Origin of the sequence: Marinobacter salinexigens (genome assembly GCF_008370345.1) — a bacterium.
GTDB classification, from domain to species: domain Bacteria; phylum Pseudomonadota; class Gammaproteobacteria; order Pseudomonadales; family Oleiphilaceae; genus Marinobacter; species Marinobacter salinexigens.
Window position 1 is genome coordinate 40,737 of sequence record NZ_VTUU01000014.1, and the last position, 16,139, is coordinate 56,875.

At 55.7% G+C, this 16,139-nt stretch carries 15 protein-coding genes; 4 read left to right on the forward strand and 11 right to left on the reverse strand.

Going from position 1 to position 16,139, the window contains the following annotated elements:
* The first annotated feature begins 120 nt into the window (after window positions 1–120).
* The 4 genes from FWJ25_RS18115 (at window position 121) to FWJ25_RS18130 (ending at window position 4,707) form a co-directional block, all read left to right on the forward strand.
* The gene (locus FWJ25_RS18115; RefSeq protein WP_149601673.1) at window positions 121–1,623 is read left to right on the forward strand and encodes a flavin-containing monooxygenase; all 1,503 of its coding nucleotides are present in this window, start codon (window positions 121–123) and stop codon (window positions 1,621–1,623) included.
* Window positions 1,624–1,649: 26 nt separating this feature from the next.
* On the forward strand, window positions 1,650–2,477 hold the full coding sequence (locus FWJ25_RS18120) for an alpha/beta hydrolase (RefSeq protein ID WP_149601674.1): 828 nt from the start codon (window positions 1,650–1,652) through the stop codon (window positions 2,475–2,477).
* 654 nt (window positions 2,478–3,131) lie between these two features.
* Entirely contained in the window at window positions 3,132–3,590 is a 459-nt protein-coding gene (locus FWJ25_RS20495) for a methyl-accepting chemotaxis protein (RefSeq protein ID WP_438616577.1), read from the forward strand.
* 172 nt (window positions 3,591–3,762) lie between these two features.
* Window positions 3,763–4,707, forward strand: a complete 945-nt coding sequence (locus tag FWJ25_RS18130; RefSeq protein WP_149601676.1) for an AraC family transcriptional regulator — start codon at window positions 3,763–3,765, stop codon at window positions 4,705–4,707.
* Here FWJ25_RS18130 and FWJ25_RS18135 read toward each other — a convergent pair.
* The 11 genes from FWJ25_RS18135 to FWJ25_RS18185 form a co-directional block, all read right to left on the reverse strand.
* Window positions 4,653–5,486 carry an IclR family transcriptional regulator gene (locus tag FWJ25_RS18135; RefSeq protein WP_149601677.1) on the reverse strand — a complete coding sequence of 278 codons (834 nt, stop codon included), beginning with the start codon at window positions 5,484–5,486 and terminating at the stop codon, window positions 4,653–4,655. The genes FWJ25_RS18130 and FWJ25_RS18135 overlap by 55 nt on opposite strands.
* Before the next feature lie 117 nt (window positions 5,487–5,603).
* The gene (locus tag FWJ25_RS18140; RefSeq protein WP_149601678.1) at window positions 5,604–6,605 is read right to left on the reverse strand and encodes a porin; all 1,002 of its coding nucleotides are present in this window, start codon (window positions 6,603–6,605) and stop codon (window positions 5,604–5,606) included.
* Between the two features lie 95 nt (window positions 6,606–6,700).
* Window positions 6,701–7,414 carry an ABC transporter ATP-binding protein gene (locus FWJ25_RS18145; protein WP_149601679.1) on the reverse strand — a complete coding sequence of 238 codons (714 nt, stop codon included), beginning with the start codon at window positions 7,412–7,414 and terminating at the stop codon, window positions 6,701–6,703.
* Complete coding sequence (locus tag FWJ25_RS18150) at window positions 7,411–8,187, reverse strand: ABC transporter ATP-binding protein (RefSeq protein WP_149601680.1); 777 nt, start codon at window positions 8,185–8,187, stop codon at window positions 7,411–7,413. Before FWJ25_RS18150 ends, FWJ25_RS18145 begins: the two co-directional genes overlap by 4 nt.
* 2 nt (window positions 8,188–8,189) lie before the next feature.
* The gene (locus tag FWJ25_RS18155; RefSeq protein ID WP_149601681.1) at window positions 8,190–9,146 is read right to left on the reverse strand and encodes a branched-chain amino acid ABC transporter permease; all 957 of its coding nucleotides are present in this window, start codon (window positions 9,144–9,146) and stop codon (window positions 8,190–8,192) included.
* Window positions 9,147–9,159: 13 nt separating this feature from the next.
* Window positions 9,160–10,023, reverse strand: coding sequence for a branched-chain amino acid ABC transporter permease (locus FWJ25_RS18160; RefSeq protein ID WP_149601682.1), 864 nt, complete (start codon window positions 10,021–10,023; stop codon window positions 9,160–9,162).
* A gap of 108 nt (window positions 10,024–10,131) precedes the next feature.
* A complete protein-coding gene (locus tag FWJ25_RS18165) occupies window positions 10,132–11,301 on the reverse strand; it encodes an ABC transporter substrate-binding protein (RefSeq protein ID WP_188093666.1) in 1,170 nt (389 codons plus the stop codon).
* 209 nt (window positions 11,302–11,510) lie between these two features.
* Window positions 11,511–12,971, reverse strand: coding sequence for a benzaldehyde dehydrogenase (locus tag FWJ25_RS18170; protein WP_149601683.1), 1,461 nt, complete (start codon window positions 12,969–12,971; stop codon window positions 11,511–11,513).
* 31 nt (window positions 12,972–13,002) lie between these two features.
* The gene (locus FWJ25_RS18175; protein WP_149601684.1) at window positions 13,003–14,568 is read right to left on the reverse strand and encodes a GMC family oxidoreductase; all 1,566 of its coding nucleotides are present in this window, start codon (window positions 14,566–14,568) and stop codon (window positions 13,003–13,005) included.
* A gap of 16 nt (window positions 14,569–14,584) precedes the next feature.
* Window positions 14,585–15,181, reverse strand: coding sequence for a twin-arginine translocation signal domain-containing protein (locus tag FWJ25_RS18180; protein ID WP_149601685.1), 597 nt, complete (start codon window positions 15,179–15,181; stop codon window positions 14,585–14,587).
* A 34-nt stretch (window positions 15,182–15,215) separates the two neighbouring features.
* Window positions 15,216–16,112, reverse strand: a complete 897-nt coding sequence (locus tag FWJ25_RS18185; protein WP_149601686.1) for a transporter — start codon at window positions 16,110–16,112, stop codon at window positions 15,216–15,218.
* Window positions 16,113–16,139 lie beyond the last annotated feature (27 nt).

Below are 16,139 nucleotides of genomic sequence, written 5' to 3' on the forward strand. Positions count from 1 at the left end.
TTGAGCGAAATCAAATGTCGCGATTCGTCAAAAATATGTCCGTATCCGACAATATTGTCAAGCCGGTGCTCTGGCATCGTAGTTGGGTAAAGTCGCGAAACCAATAACAAGGAAAACAACATGAATCCGCAGCACTTTGACCTCATCATCATTGGCGCGGGCCTGTCTGGCATTGGCAGCGCTTGTCGTATCGCCCAGCAGTATCCGGACAAAAGCCTGGCTATCCTGGAACGCCGGGAAAAAATGGGCGGCACCTGGGATCTGTTTCGCTATCCCGGTATTCGTTCTGATTCCGACATGGCCAGTTTCGGCTACAACTTCAAACCCTGGTACTCAAACGAAGTGCTGGCCAAAGGCGGCGATATTCGCAACTACGTGGCGGAAACGGCCCGGGAATTTGGTCTGCAGGACAAGGTTCATTATGGCCTGAAAATCACCGATGCCGATTGGTCGAGTGAGATGCAGCAGTGGACGGTGACTGCGATCCACGAACAGACCGGTGAAACACGTCAGTTCACCTGCAATTTCATGCTCAATTGCGCTGGATATTACAGCTACGATCAGGGTTACCGTCCGACCTTTAAAGGTGAAGAAAGCTTCCGGGGTGACATCATTCATCCGCAGTTCTGGCCAGAGAATTTTGACTACAGCGGAAAAAAGGTGGTTGTCGTCGGCAGTGGTGCGACAGCGATTACCGTTGTGCCGGCAATGGCGGAGAAAGCGGCAAGTGTAACCATGCTTCAGCGTTCTCCCAGTTACATCATGGCGATGCCGGATACCGATCGGATCTCCATGGTCCTGAACAAGTTCCTGCCAAAGGAGACGGTGTTCAAAATGGCGCGAAAGCGGAACATCCTGTTCCAGCGGGGGCTCTATCTGGCGTGTGCCAAGTGGCCCAACGCCATGCGTAAAATTATGCTGCGCCACATGCGTCGTCAGGTTGGCCCAAACGTCGATATGCGCCACTTCACACCGAAGTATAATCCCTGGGAGCAACGGCTGTGCGCCGCCCCGGATGGTGATTTCTTCGAGAGCCTGCGTTCCGGGAAGAGCAGCATTGTGACCGACCATATTGATCACTTCTCTGAAACCGGCATTGTGCTGAAGTCCGGCGAGACGCTGGATGCGGATGTGGTTGTTACCGCGACCGGGCTTGATGTTCAGTTGATGGGCGGGTTGCAGCTGAAACTGGATGGCGAAGACGTGGATATGCCGAAAAAGCTGATCTACAAGGGCATCATGATGCAGGACGTGCCCAACTACGGCTGGATCTTCGGGTACACCAACGCACCATGGACCCTCAAGTGTGACATTGGCGGACAGTACCTCTGCCGTTTGTTCGAGCAGATGGAAAAGCGGGGCGCGAAGGTGGTTCGCCCGGTTGACAAGGACGGTAACGACACCGGTGTGGGTATGCTTGATGAGTTTGCTCCCGGGTACATCATGCGCGCCAAGGATCGTATGCCCAGGCAGGGTCGCGAGGGCCCCTGGAAAGTGACCATGCACTACGGCAAAGACAAGAAAATGCTGGTGGAAGATCCTGTTGACGATGGCGTGCTGCAGTTTGAGTCACCAGAAGCGGCAAATACCGTTAACGAACGGCCGATGAAAGCGTCTGCCTGAACGTACCGTGACCGGGGAAACTGATTATGTTGACTGACAACAAACCGCCCGTCGTGATCATTCATGGTATGTGGAGTGATGCCGGGACCATGCAGGAAGTGCGGGATGCCTTCGTAAGCCAGGGCTATCCGGTGGAGGCCGTGACTTTGCCGCACCATGGCCCCCGTTCCGAGCACACCGATTCCAGTCGGGCCGCTCTGGAGGGCGCATCGCTGCAGTTGTATGTGGACTTTCTCATGGATCATCTCAGAAAGCTTGGCCGGCCCCCGATTCTTGTCGGGCATTCCATGGGTGGCCTGTTGGCACAGCTGACGGCGGCCCGGATGCCTTGTGAACGCCTCATTCTGCTCTCATCCGCAGCTCCGGCGGGCATTAACGGGCTTGGAGTGTCGGTGATTCGAACCCTCGGCACGAACCTCCTGCGATTCCCTTTGTGGAAGCGCATCACCGAGCTGAAACTGGCGAACGTAAAGTACGGTATTGCCAACTCACAAAGTGCGGCAAAGCAGCAGGAGATCTTTGAGCACTGTGGCTACGAATCCGGGATGGTGACGTTCCAGATGAGTGTGGCAGCGTTCACCAGGCGTGTGTTTGCCGATGTGCCTCCGGAGAGTATTGCGTGTCCTGTGCTTATCATCGGCGGCACAGAGGATCGCGTTACACCCATCCGGATTCAGCGTAACCTTGCCCGTCGCTATGGAGACCGTTGCCAACTGGTGGAGATTCCCGGTTGCTGTCACTGGACCATTGGCGGACGTTTCTTCGGAGAGGTGAGTCAGGTGATGTTTGACTGGCTCGGGAGCTCTCCCCAGGAGGCCTGGCGAGAAGGTGCCTTCGAACAAGCTCCATGCTGAAACTGGCGCCATCGTAGCGCAAGGGATGCGCCAGCAAGCTGGGACGAAATGAGTTTCGTCTTTGCTTGTGGTGAAGGTTTCGACCGAACGGCAGTTCAGTATTTGGACAAAAGTCTTCGCTTAGAGGATAGGCTCGGGTTCAAGGCTATTTTAGCGTTCGTCTATGATCTGTCAGCTGCCAACGGACAAAGAAGCATGGACAATTCCCTCAACTTAGACGAACAAATTTCAGAGTCCGGATCGTCCAGGGCGCCGGTCTATGGCGCACTGGCCCTGGCCATTGTCTGCATAGCTGTGATGGTGGTCATGGCCGACAACGTGTTCCTGGCCGGACTGGGAGTCATTGCTCTTGGATTGACGGCCATTGGCGTTATGCTCTGCAAGAAACTGCAGCCAGACATTGTCATGATCCGGGAAAAAATAGCTGTGCCTGAGCCCGAACCGGTATACGAACCGGATGTGCAGACTCCGGCGCCGAAAGTGCCTGATCCCATACTGTTCAGCCATCTGGACGATCTGCGCAGCAACGTCGCAGTGATCCTTGAGGAAATGGGGGAAGCCGGCAAGTTGGCCAAAGCGTCTGGAGCCAAGGTGACCGAGAGTGCAAACAGTATTTTGGAGTCAGAAACGTCAATCAGGGAACTGGCTGAGTTCATGGATCGAATTGACGATGTATTCAGGGAGCTGGGCGTGCAGTCCGCCGAGATCAGCAACATTGTTGGAAACATTCAGGATATTGCCAAACAAACAAACCTGCTGGCGCTGAACGCTGCCATTGAAGCCGCGCGAGCGGGAGAGCACGGTCGTGGCTTTGCGGTCGTGGCTGACGAGGTGCGCAACCTGGCCGTGCGAGCAAACGAATCCAGCGAGAGTATTCGGGATATTGCCAACAACCTGAACTTAACCTCTGTAGACGCGAGTAGCGGCATGGACAATATCCGCCAGTCGTGTAATCGCTGCCTGAACCAGTCGGGTGAAGCGTTGCAGGCGATGAAGAACATTCAGGCCGGGGCTGTCGCCCGTATGCAGGTGGTTCAGGGAATCACCGAGCGTTTGCAGGTGCAGAGAGAGCTTGCCGGTCGACTGTATACCGATCTCAGCACCGATCTTTGATTTTTGGTGGCTATGCTTCCAGCGACCGAGGAACTGCCACCAACTTCCCCCTCCAGACACCGTTATTCTCCACAGTGAGTTTAAAGTCCTCCAACAGCTAAACGTCTGGTTGCATGCTTTTTCAAGTTTATATAAAGTGAACGCATTCACAATAAATACAAAAGGTGTAAGTGTGTTCTCCCAGTCCCTGGCAGCTGCAACCATCTTTCACGGTGCTCACCCTGAGGCCGTGTCGGAATTTGTAAACCGCCATATCGGCGGTCATCACCTTGATTTGATCGGGGGTGAAAACCGCGCTGCGAGCCTGAGTTTCAGGGAGTTTGCGGGGTTTGGGCTCTCACGGATCAGCTATGGCAATCATGTGCGGGTAAAAACGCCAGCGCTGGAGGATGTCTATCATTTTCAGGTGGTGACCCGAGGCGAATGCCGGTGGCGTAGCGGTAGTGACAAGCTGGCTTTGCGTCGTGGTCAGGCCCTGATGGTTAACCCGGATGAAGCCGTTGATCTGGAATACTCTCCAGCTTGCGAGAAAATTATCATCAAGGTTCCCATGGCCGTGATGAACACGGTTCAGGGAACGGACTCCCGGGCGAACGTGCGTTTCAGCAGAACGCCGGTGGACCTGAGGGGTTGTCCTTCACTGACCAGTGTTCTGGATGCCGTCTTCGCGGAGTTTGATGAGGTTCCGGAGGGAGAGCCATCGGAGATTTCCGGGTCCTATCGTGAAATCATCCTCAAAAAACTCCTGAAAGTATTTCCGAGTAATCAGGATGAGATGACTTCAGGGGCGAAGTTGCCTCCGGGTATTCATCGGATCCTCCGCTTCATCGAAGAGAACGTGAAAGAAGAGATTGATGTTAAGGAACTGTCGGAGGTTTCCAACATGAGTACACGGTCAATCTACAACGCGTTTTCGAGGGCTTTTTCCACCACCCCGAAAGCCTACGTCAAGCAGGTAAAGCTTCGAAACCTCCGTGAGGACCTGTTACAGGGGCGTTGCCGGAACGTCACAGAGGTGGCCCTTGATTATGGGTTCAGCCACCTTGGGCGTTTCTCTTCGGATTACCGTAAGCTGTTCGGGGAACTTCCATCGGAAACGCTCAGACTGCTGGGTTGACCACAGATCTGACGCGTGACTTTCTCGGCGCAGCTCCTGACCTGCTCAAACAGCTCGGAACCTTCCTCAATGTCGGTGTCCCGTTCCATTCCGAGCAGAGTGATTACCGTGACAATACTTCCATTCAGGTCATAGACCGGCATGCTCAGCACATTAACCTCAGGCAGATAGTCGCTGAAAAAAGTGCAATAACCCTGTTGTCGGATTTTCTCCAGGTGGGCCCCCAGCATTTCACGCGGAATGCCCTGGCCGCGATGTCTGGGTAGTGTGCGTGTGCCGCGATAATGCTGGTTAACCAGCTCACGGCGGCGTTTTTCCGGCAGGCTGGCGAGGTAAATTCGCCCGGCTGCAGAATTAAGCGGTGACAACTCCGCCCCGAGACGCACGTTGACTGAGATGGGCTGGCTTGAGTCCAGCCATTTGATGACCAGTGCGCCGGATCCGTTCCAGACGGTGACCGAAACAGTTTTGTCGGTGATTTCATTCAGCTCGTCTACGGCTTCGTAGGACAGCTGAATCGGGTTAATACGACGTAAGGCTGAAATACCCAGAGTCAGGCTGGAATTGCCCAGAGTGTACTGGGTCTGGTTGACCTGATTGATATAGCCTTCCCGAAGCAGGCTAACGAGGTATTTGTGGGCACGACTGGGTGACAGATCCAGTGCGCTGGACAGCTCTTTGAGTGTAGGCGGCCTGGTGGCGTTGGAAATATAGTCCAGGATGTGCAGGCCGATTTCGAGGGAGCCGATGCCTTGCCGTTTGGGATTGTCTTCTGCCATGGAGGTTGCCGTTATGAAGTTGCTGATTGAACCTGGAAATGAAGGATAACAGACGCCGGGAAGACGGTCGGCGTCTGTTTCCATTCGCGCAGAGGCGCTCAATTCTGATGGCCCGGATCAGAACGAGTATTTGGCCATGACTTCAACCTGCTGCCCTTCCGGGATCAGAGGGCCGAACGCCAGGTTGTACTTGCGCCATTCAACACCGACTTCCAGTTCGGGGATGATGTTGTGGATCAGGTTTATGCGGTGTCCCTCATAGTCGGTGTCGGCCTGGTCGTCTACTTCTACTGCGGTGTAGGCCACGTTGGCTCGCCATTGATCGTTAAAGACATAACGGAAGCCGACGTTGAAGCCGGTCTGACTGACCGCCTCGCCGTTTTCCACGTCACCGGAAAGGGAGCCATTAACGCCGACACCGGTGAACGCTCCGAGGCCGTCACCATGGTGCGCATTGAGGTTCAGGCTGTGGCGGCCCATCATGACTCGGGTCCCGATGGCTCCGCCTGCGACAAAGTCTCCGTTATCTACTTCTCGGCCGCTGGCGGTCAGAATCAGCTTGTGGCCGCCGTCCAAATTGAGGTTGTAGTTAACGGCCAGGTCGGGAATGTCGGCGTCGGTGTAAACGGGGTCTTGAGCCGTGAAGCGCAGTCCCTGGAATTCATAGCTGGCAAGCGTTGTCCGGAAGTTGAGCCCGGCGAGCGTGCCCCTCGGGCCACCCAGAAAATCCAGGTAATCAGTATGGGCCACCGCCCAGAACTGTCCTGTCCAGGTTTGTCCAACGGTCGCGTTATCAATTTTGATGAACGCGTGCCTTAGTCGCCAGTCGTTGTCTTCGCCCGGATAATCACCGCCATAGAAGTCGCCTTCTACGAAGCCGACAACGGTATGCCCTTGTTTTTTGGTCACGGTTTTCAGATTAAAGCGGGACTGGTTGGCCCGGCCGAAAAAGCGGCTGTCGCCATTCTCCACGTCTTCAAAGATGCCTTCGGCTTTGAAGTAGCCACCTATGCTGAAGCTGGTGTCGTTGAACGTACCCAGATCAACCGCATAAGCGGCGGGGGCTGCGCTGAGGCCGGATGATACAGCCAGCGCCAAAAGGGTGTTTCGATAGTTCATCTGCGTTCTCCTTATTGTTTGGCAGGTGAACTATCGACGATTCCGGTGGGGTCAAATATCCGGTAAATGAACGTCCCTATCCGATTTTTGTAGAGTTATACACTTAGTGCAGTTTCTATCTTTTCAAGGTTGTCATCGAGCTCAGCGGAGCTGCCGTCGAAGTGAACCTGGCCCTTTACCAATACCACGTGCCGGTCGCAGAGCTTCTTCAGGGCCTTGATGTTCTTGTCAACGACCAGGGTCGAGATACCGGACTCACGGATGGTGGCAATCACGTTCCAGATATCCTGGCGGATCAATGGGGCCAGGCCTTCGGTTGCTTCATCCAGAATCATCAGCCTTGGGTTAGTCACCAGGGCGCGCCCTATGGCCAGCATCTGCTGCTCGCCCCCGGACATTTCTGTGCCAAGGTTGGACAACCGCTCCTTAAGCCTTGGGAATGTCTCAAGCACCCGGTCGTAGTCCCAGCCCACCTGCCCATCGCTGCCGGGGCGAGCCGCCATCTGCAGATGTTCTTTGACGGTGAGATTATGGAACATGCCCCGGCCCTCCGGCACATAGGCAATATCCCGTCGCATCCGCTTCCAGGTTGGCAGTTTGCTGATGTCTTCCCCGTCAAAGTACACGTGGCCGCTGCGGGGAGGCACAATCCCGAGGATCGATTTCAGTGTGGTTGTCTTGCCCATACCATTGCGGCCCATCAGGCTCATGGAGTGGCCTTTGTCCAGCCTGAACGACACGTCATGCAGGATGTGGCTTCGGCCATACAGGGTGTTGACGTTCCGGATTTCCAGCAGTGCAGTACTCATGCCGCTTCCTCCTCTGCATCATCTTCTTCGGCGCCCAGGTAGGCTTCTTTTACCCTTGGGTCATTCCTGACTTCATCCACGGTGCCAGTGATCAGGTGACGGCCGTTATCCAGCACCGTCAGTTGGTCGGAGAGCTCGAAAATAGCATCCATGTCGTGCTCAACAAGCACGATGCAGTACGTCTGTTTGAGTTCTTTGAGCAACTCGATGATGCGCTGGGATTCCTCGTGCCCCATGCCAGCCATGGGTTCATCCAGAAGCAGGATGCAAGGATCGGTAGCCAGAACCATCGCGATTTCCAGTTGCCGCTGTTCGCCATAGGAAATTTCGGCAGCCACGGTATCGCTGCGGCTCTCCAGTCCAACCTGCGCAAGTGCCTGTTCGGCAGCTTTGCGGACCAGTTTGTTGCTGTGGCGGGAAACGAATAGGTTGAAGTTGCCTCCGAAGCGACGCTGGGCGGAAATGGCGCAGTTCTCAATGCACGTTGCTTCCGGGTAGATGTTGGTTTTCTGAAAGCTTCGGCCAATCCCCCTGCGTACAAATTTCCAGGGTTTGAGCGTGTCGATACGCTCTCCTTTGTGGAAGATACAGCCGGAGGTTGGTTTCAGACTGCCGCACAGCATATTAAGCAGTGTGCTCTTGCCAGCGCCGTTGGGGCCCACTACACCATGCAGTTGCCGGTCATGGAACTGCAGGCTGATGTCGTTGAGGGCTTTTATGCCACCCCAGTGCTTGCTCAGGGCTTCAGTTTCCAGAACGATGTCGTTGGCCATGATCATTTCTCCAGGAGCTTTTCGAGGTAGCCGGCGATGCCTTTTCGCAGCACGATCACCATCAGGATGATGGCGGAGCCCATGAACAGCAGCCATTCTTCGGTCAGGTGTTCAAAAAGGTACTGAAGGCCTTCGTAGGTGAAGGTGCCGAGAATGGCGCCGTAGATGGTTCCAAGCCCGCCCAGAATGGACATGACAAGCGCGGTGCCGGACATTTCCCAGGCAAGGAATGACGGGTTTACAAAACCGTACTGCAGGGCAAACAGGAAGCCCGCATAGGCCCCAAGCGTACTGCCGATCACATAGCAGGCCAGCCGGAAAATAAAGATGTTGTATCCCAGGGCTTCCGTGCGGTCGGGGTTTTGCTTGGTTGCCTCGACAATACGCCCGAAGCGTGAACGCAGAACCACCTTGAAGAAAACCAGTGTGTTGAACAGGGAGAACAGCGTCAGATAATAGAAGTGCTGCGGGTCATCAAGGTTCAGGAAGCTGAGACCGAAAATGCTGGTTTCAGGCTTCATGAAGATGAACACACCATCGTCGCCGCCGAACTCCAGAGAGTCGAAGAAGTAGTAGAACATCATTTGCGAGATGGCGAGGGTGATCATGATGAAGTAGATCCCCGTCGTTCTCAGTACAACGGCGCCGGTAATCAGCGCGATCAGGGCGGAGATGCCGCAGATGTAAAAGGTATAGATCCAGAAGTTCACAGCTTCGTATTCCGGCGCAAGTATGACAAACAGGTAGCCGCCAAGACCGTAAAACAGAGCATGTCCCAGAGTGATCAGCCCTACCCGGCCAACCAGGAAGTCCAGGGACATCACGAAGATGGACAAGATGATGATGGTGGTCACCTTGCCTACAAAAAAGGAGTTGGACTCCAGAAACAGTGGCAGGAACAGGGCCACCATGAAGAACATCGGGACGAGGATGCGCTCAGTGCGTTTCTCGAAAATCATCATTGGCTCCCGCTTATTTTGCGAACAGGCCCTGGGGCTTAACCAGCAGCACCAGGATCATGAAAATGTAGATAATCATGTTGGACATACTCGGCATCAGTACGGAGGAGAACGTACTGATCAGGCCCACCAGCAAGGCGCCAACAAATGCGCCTTTGATGGAACCCATGCCACCGATAACCACCACGACAAAACAGGTGATCAGAACACTCTCGCCCATACCCGGAACGATGGAGCGCATGGGGGCGGCAATGATGCCGGAGACAGCAGCGAGCATGACGCCAATGGCAAAAACGATGGTGTACAGGCTTTTGATGTTGACGCCCAGCGCCTCGACCATTTCCCGGTTGGATTCCCCGGCCCGTATCAGCATGCCCAGGCGGGTGCGGCTGACAACGTAATACAGCACGCCTGCGATGGAGACACAGATCAGTGCGGCAAAAATCCGGTAGATGGGATAACTGGAGTTTTCGGTGAACGGAATCCCGCCATCCAGTGTCGATGGTACGGCAACGCCGTATGGGTCGTTTCCGAACAGGATGCTTTGCAGCGAGTTGAACACGAAAATCATACCGATGGTCAGCAGCACCTGATCCAGATGATTCCTGTTGTAGAGCCTCTGTATCAGAACCCGTTCAATCAGGATGCCCAGAGCGAGGGCGAGGATGGCGGAAAGAATCGCAGATAGGGTGAAGCTGCCGGTGACGGTGGCGAAATACCAGACCAGATAGGCACCGACCATATACATCGACCCATGGGCCAGATTGAGAATGCCCATAACGCCAAACACCAGCGTCAGTCCGGAGGCGATTAGAAATAACAGCAAGCCGTACTGAATGCCGTTGATAAGTTGCACAAAGAAGAGTTCGGTCGTCATAGAAGGTACCCAGCGATGATGCAGAGGACCCGGGTCGGGTCCGGAAGGGTGGTTTGCGTATACGACCCCGGCCCGCTCCTGCGTGCCGGGGTATGGTTTACCTGAGAATCAGAGTTTGCAGCCGCGGGCAGGATCTTCCAGAGCCTCAGCGGCAATGCTTGCCACCACGTTTGCTCCGTCTTTCACTTCCCTGAGGTAAATGTTCTGCACCGGGTTGTGCGCCCGTGAGAACGTAAAATCGCCGCGGGGACTGTTGATAGTGAGAGCTTCCATCGTGCTGATCACGGCCTGTTTGTCGCTGACATCGCCGCTTAGCTGATTGAGAGTGTCTGCAATCGCAAGTCCCGCGTCGTAGCCCTGAACCGCATAGATGTCCGGATAGTGGCCGTATTCCGTGTTGAATGCTTCGCGGAACGCCTGGTTTTTCGGTACATCAAGCTGCTCTGCATAGTGCAGACCGGTCAGCACACCCTCGGCGGCGTCGCCTTGTGCCTCCAGCGTACCTTCGGTCAGGAAGCCCGATCCGAGCAGCGGGATTTTTCCGCGCAGACCCATGGCGTCGTAGTCTTTAACGAACTTGATCGCGCCGCCACCGGCGAAGAAGACGAAGACAGCATCAGGGTCTTGGGCGGCTATATCACTGATGTGGGGCTGGAAATTGGTGGATGGGAATGGCATCAGCACCTTTTTGACAATGTTTCCGCCCCCTGCCTCAAAAGATTCTTCAAAGGCTTCCAGGCTTTCCCGGCCCATGCCGTAGTTCCAGCTGATCAGGTAGACGTCTTTATAGCCCTTATCCAGTGCTACTTTGCCCATCGGGTAAGAGGGTTGCCACGATGAAAACGACGTGCGGAAAATGTTGGGGGAACACAACGGGCCTGTCGCGGCCGCTGCGCCGGCGTTCGGAATGATCATCACGGTATCTTTGCCACGCAGTACCTTGATCATCCCCATGGCGACACCTGAGTGTACCGGGCCGATGACGAAATCGGCTTCGTGCTGGCCGAGCATGGCCGAGGCCAGTTCGGGCGCGCGGGCTGGCTTGGCCTCGGTGTCCATCTCGATGAACTCGATATTGGCTCCGTGCAGGTCGGCGGCCTGCTCCTTTAATGCCAGTTTCAGGCCATCCCGGCCGGCTTCACCAAGCTGGGCATAGATGCCACTGAAGGGCAGCATGATGCCGATCTTGACGGGATCACTGGCGGCAGAAGACGTAGCGGCCGTGGTGGCGAGGGATGCCGCCATAGCGGCACAGAGCAGGGTTTTCATACGGGACATTTCAACACCTCAGATTCTTGTTGTGCGGTTATCCCATTAGAGGCGTGTAGCGCTCCAGACAATATCCGTTTTGTGCAGAACCCTGTCCCCTGTTTGCAGGGATGACGGTTCTAAAAAAAAGCCCGGGCGAATTAACCCGGGCAAAGGCAGGACAGTCCTGCTGGAAAGGCCACGAAGGGAGAGAGGCCTTTCATTACGGAGCTGGAGTCTCAGAATGGGTATTGGATACCCTGTTCCATCACGCTGACCCATTGGGATGTGGTGAATTCCTCGAGATTGGCGGGGCCGCCGAATCGTCCACTGTTGCCGGAGCTGCCCATGCCGCCGAACGGTACCTGGAATTCATTGTTCACGGTTTGGTCGTTCACATGGATCATGCCAACGTGGAGCTGGTCTGCGATGGCCTGGGCCCTTCCCGTCGAGGCGGAGTGAATCGCGGCTGCCAGTCCGTAGGGGGAAGCGTTGACCAGCTCAATGGCTTCCTGGTCCGAACGGAAGGTCATTACCGGGGCGACCGGGCCAAAAATCTCTTCGGAGAAAATCGGCATGTCGGGTGTGGCACCGGCAATCACGGTCGCTTCGAAGAACGCGCCGTTGCGTTTGCCTCCGGCGACAATCCGTGCGCCCATTGCCACGGACTGGTTTACCATCTGCTCTACTTTTAACGCCTGCTGTTCGTTGATCAGCGGGCCGAGGTGAACCTGATCCTTCCAGGGATTTCCTGTCACCAGGTTTTTAGCGCGTGCCGCAAGTTGCTCGATATAGGCATCAGCCACTGATTCGTGCACCAGATGCCTGCCTGCCTGCATGCAGATTTGCCCCTGATGCAGGAAGGCTCCCCAGGCTGCGCTGGAGGTTGCGGCATTCAGATCGGCGTCATCCAGAATGACCATGGCGTTGTTGCCACCGAGTTCCAGGGCGGATTTCTTGAGCATCCGGCCACAGGTTTCCCCGATCTTTTTACCGACAGCCGTCGAGCCGGTGAACGAAATCATGCCCACGTCCGGATGGTTCACCAGAGCTTCGCCAACGTCGGGGCCACCGGGGAGCACATGAAAGACGCCTTCCGGTAGGCCCGCGGCCTGGAGGATTTCCGCCATCAGAAGGCCGCCGCAGATGGCGCTTTTCGGATCAGGCTTGAGAATGACTGCATTGCCCATGGCCAATGCTGGGAAAACGGAACGCATAGACAGCAGGATCGGGAAGTTCCAGGGCGCGATAACACCAACGGTCCCAACGGGTACTCGTTTCCAGTAGTTGCGTCGCCCGGGCATGTTCGACGGGAAGATCTCACCGTGAGGCTGCATGGGCAAGGCAGCGGACATCAAGGCCTGTTCGCAGGTGGCTTGTAATTCCCACTCGGCTTTGGGGCCAATAGAACCACACTCCCGGGTGTTCCAGTAGTTGATCTCGTTGGCCCTGGACTCTAACAACTCTGCTGCCTTTCGAAGAATCCTCGCTTTCTGGTCAAATGGCAGGCTGGCCCAGGCCGGCTGGGCTTTACCTGCGATGTGTGCTGCATCGGCCACATCCTGAGGTGTCGCCTCCTTCAGCCTGGCCAGCTGCTGGCCTGTTGCCGGTTCCACGGCATTGAACCCGGGACCGTCTGTGATCTGCCAGCCGCCCATGAATAGGTGGTCCTGCCAGGCCGGGTTTGTAGGGTGTTCCATGATTTATCTCCTGCTGGTAATTGCCCGGCGCTTAGCTGTGGACCCGGTTGATGTGGTCGTTGATGTAGTGAGCCAGTGCATACACGGTTTCCGAAGGGTTATAGCCGATGGATGTTGGCAGCAGGCTGGCATCCACAACGTAGAGGTTGTGGACATCGTGAGTTTCGCCAGTCGGCGACACAACGGTTTTGGCGGGGTCTGCCCCCATCCGGCAGGTGCCCTGGGGATGGAAGGATGTATAACGATAGCGGGCTGGTTCGTTCTTGAGACCGCCGATGACTGAATCGATGTCGTTTTCACTGTCGATGGACAACGGCTGGGACGATGGGATGTGGAGCTTGTTCGCGCCTGCAGCGAACAGAATGCGGGCATTGGTTTTCAGGCCCGCTTTCATGATCTCGAAGTCCGCATCATCCACGAAATATTTGATCTCTTTCGCGCCGTTGTTCCAGTTCACTTCGCCCACGTTCTGATCGTGAATCAGGGTGATCAGCCGCACCGCGTTGCGGTAACGCGACATGTACGCCATGTATGGCTCGCCGGTACCAGGCTCGGCCTGGAAGCTCGCTTCTGTCGGATCCTGAACAGCGTCCAGCAGCAGATAACCGCCTTCTTCCGGCATGGTGTACTTGTCCATATAAAGGGAATGGGTCGCACCGTGGAAGTTGTCTACGTTGTCGTCGAACATGCCCGTGATGGACAGCGTAGGGTGACAGGCGAAGTTCTTACCGACCTGGCCGCTCGAGTTTGCGAGGTTGCTGCGCTGAAGCAGCAGAGGTGTTTGTATCGGGCCGGCAGCGGCGACCACGATGGGGGCATTAATCCGGACGCTGGCTTTGATTTCCTTTGTGTCAGGGTCGACTACCTGGGCTTCGACACCTGATGCCTTGCCGTTTTTGGCGAGAATCCGGGTGGCGCGGGTATCGGCATAGATTTCTGCACCGTAAGCAGCAGCCCAAGGCAGGTAAGTCACCAGCATCGATTGTTTGCGGTCTGACTTGCAGCCAGCGAAGCAGAACCCAGTCATGACGCAGTCCCGGATATTGCGCTTGGCGCTGCTGTCCGGGAGGCTAAGTTTTTTCATGCCGGTTCGCAGAAGCTCTGCGCCCGCGCTTGTTTCATAGGACTTGTTGGTTTCAATGCTAAGGTTTGCTTCGACTTTTTCGAAGTATGGGAGCAGCACCTCGGGGGTCAGGTTGGTCAAACCATAGTCCCGGGCCCACAGGTCAAGATAGTAGTCCGGAGTCCGGAAACACAGTGCTGCATTGACGACGGTTGATCCGCCGACACAGGTGCCCTGAAGTACAGCGATGTCACCGGCGGAGTTGGATTGTCCGCCATGGTCTGCGTACATAGCATCCATGGAGACCGCCATCATTTCTGTGAACTTTTCAGACGGTACGTAGCGCCCGGCTTCCAGCACGACAACTTTTTTGCCAGCTTTGGCAAGTTCGTAAGCGCTGATGGCACCGCCGGCGCCGGAACCAATGACGACTGCGTCGACATCCAGATGGATATCCCCGTCATTTATGTCAGACGCCTGCGTGACCTTCAGGCCGTGGGCGGGCATGGTGTTCGTTGGAATTGTCTTGGCCATGATTATCTCCTACCGCTTATTGCTTAGGCATGGGCGCATTGCCCAATGACTTGATGCCCCACCTGTCGGTGACCGGGCCGTCGTACCCCAGAGGGGCCCAGGTGGGCGGATTGGCCCAGTAGGAAAGGCCTATCAACTTCTTGAGGCCAACGGCGAGTGCGCGATGGGGAACTTCGTCTGAATCGCCCCAGGCATCGCAAAAGCGTTTTGCCTGGTCATCACTGAGCTCAACAAAGGTTTTGCCGAAGGAAGCTTTAGGGCCCTCGTTGAAGTACTGAATGCCTCCTTTAAGGCCTTCCAGAATGTGGGGCTCCATAGTGGCCAGCAATGCGGCATCCAGTGTTTGCATAACGGGGATCTGGCTGGTGGGAATCAGGCTGGTACCAGCGGTTGGCAGGGTAACCGCCATCAGTCGGGCCATGACGGCGTATTCACCTTGTGACATCACCTTGATGCCTTCCGGCATTGAGGCAAAGGCCCTGCTGGCCCCCAATAGACTGGTGCCTACAGATGCCGCGACAGCCAGTCCGCTGGCGGCCTTGAGGAAATTTCGGCGGCTAAGGCCGTTGACCTGTCGGATCGCCTCGTGTGTGGAATTACTCATTCGAGTCATTGTGTTCTCCGGATTCTTGTTGTCACGGACAGGGTCAGAATACTTTCAGGATACGAAAATTGACGCGGCTGTCTTCTTTGAAGCCGTTTTCCACATCAATGTCCTGACCAGCCTGAACCTGGAGTTGAATGGTTGGTGCGGGGAATGTGGCAAACGTGGCCAGCCAGCGATTCCTTTCCAGTTCATCGTCCTGCTCCGCACCCCCTACAGTGGTCTCACCGCCGAAATCCTGATAGTAAGACAGCGCAACGTGGGTTTGCTGAGAGAACAGGTAACGGAAGTGAGCCTGGATGCTCTGGCTGTCCTCCTGCTCGCGGCGGAAACCGAGGAAATCGTCGTTGTCACCATAAACGCTGTATTCGCCAATCAGATCGACCATCCAGTGGTCGCCAAATCCTTTGACGTAGCCCGCCTGAAAAATGCCTTTCCAGCGGTTTTCCCCGATGTTGACCGGGCCTTTGTCTTCGTCGTACTGGCCGACAGGCAGGGATGCAAAGCCGGACAAGCCGAACCACTGTTGGCTGTCCGGGTCGTTAACAAACCAGGCGGTTGCACCGACCAGAGGGTCGCCGACACCCGTTTCCGAGGTGGCATCGAGGCCGCCTATAGGTTCCTTGAGATCAACCTTTCCGAAAGGAACAATAATCTGGGGGTCGACGATAACACCGCCAATGTCCGTGTAATGCACGAAACGGGCGAGCCCGATGGTGGTATCGAGTCCGGCATTAACGGGCTGCTTGTCGCCGTTTGCGTAAACCTCATCGCGGGTTGTGTACTGGGCGTAAAGAATGCCGAGATTGACACCCTCAGGCAGGGGAACATAGTCGCCCGGGTCGGTCGCGATTTCAGCGGCTTGAACAGTGAAAGCCGAGGCCATCACGGTGATCGTGGCGATGTGTTTGAGCGAGTTGAATGAAAATTGAGTTGGCATCGTGTTCTCCAATCAGGATTGTTGTTT

What these genes read in the sequence shown, in the direction of transcription:
- FWJ25_RS20495 (WP_438616577.1), top strand. Translation starts at nt 3,132, where the DNA reads ATGGATCGAATTGACGATGTATTCAGGGAGCTGGGCGTGCAGTCCGCC.
- FWJ25_RS18120 (WP_149601674.1), top strand. Translation starts at nt 1,650, where the DNA reads ATGTTGACTGACAACAAACCGCCCGTCGTGATCATTCATGGTATGTGG.
- FWJ25_RS18170 (WP_149601683.1), bottom strand. Translation starts at nt 12,971, where the DNA reads ATGGAACACCCTACAAACCCGGCCTGGCAGGACCACCTATTCATGGGC.
- FWJ25_RS18150 (WP_149601680.1), bottom strand. Translation starts at nt 8,187, where the DNA reads ATGGCCAACGACATCGTTCTGGAAACTGAAGCCCTGAGCAAGCACTGG.
- FWJ25_RS18180 (WP_149601685.1), bottom strand. Translation starts at nt 15,181, where the DNA reads ATGACTCGAATGAGTAATTCCACACACGAGGCGATCCGACAGGTCAAC.
- FWJ25_RS18155 (WP_149601681.1), bottom strand. Translation starts at nt 9,146, where the DNA reads ATGATTTTCGAGAAACGCACTGAGCGCATCCTCGTCCCGATGTTCTTC.
- FWJ25_RS18165 (WP_188093666.1), bottom strand. Translation starts at nt 11,301, where the DNA reads ATGTCCCGTATGAAAACCCTGCTCTGTGCCGCTATGGCGGCATCCCTC.
- FWJ25_RS18115 (WP_149601673.1), top strand. Translation starts at nt 121, where the DNA reads ATGAATCCGCAGCACTTTGACCTCATCATCATTGGCGCGGGCCTGTCT.
- FWJ25_RS18140 (WP_149601678.1), bottom strand. Translation starts at nt 6,605, where the DNA reads ATGAACTATCGAAACACCCTTTTGGCGCTGGCTGTATCATCCGGCCTC.
- FWJ25_RS18135 (WP_149601677.1), bottom strand. Translation starts at nt 5,486, where the DNA reads ATGGCAGAAGACAATCCCAAACGGCAAGGCATCGGCTCCCTCGAAATC.
- FWJ25_RS18145 (WP_149601679.1), bottom strand. Translation starts at nt 7,414, where the DNA reads ATGAGTACTGCACTGCTGGAAATCCGGAACGTCAACACCCTGTATGGC.
- FWJ25_RS18160 (WP_149601682.1), bottom strand. Translation starts at nt 10,023, where the DNA reads ATGACGACCGAACTCTTCTTTGTGCAACTTATCAACGGCATTCAGTAC.
- FWJ25_RS18185 (WP_149601686.1), bottom strand. Translation starts at nt 16,112, where the DNA reads ATGCCAACTCAATTTTCATTCAACTCGCTCAAACACATCGCCACGATC.
- FWJ25_RS18175 (WP_149601684.1), bottom strand. Translation starts at nt 14,568, where the DNA reads ATGGCCAAGACAATTCCAACGAACACCATGCCCGCCCACGGCCTGAAG.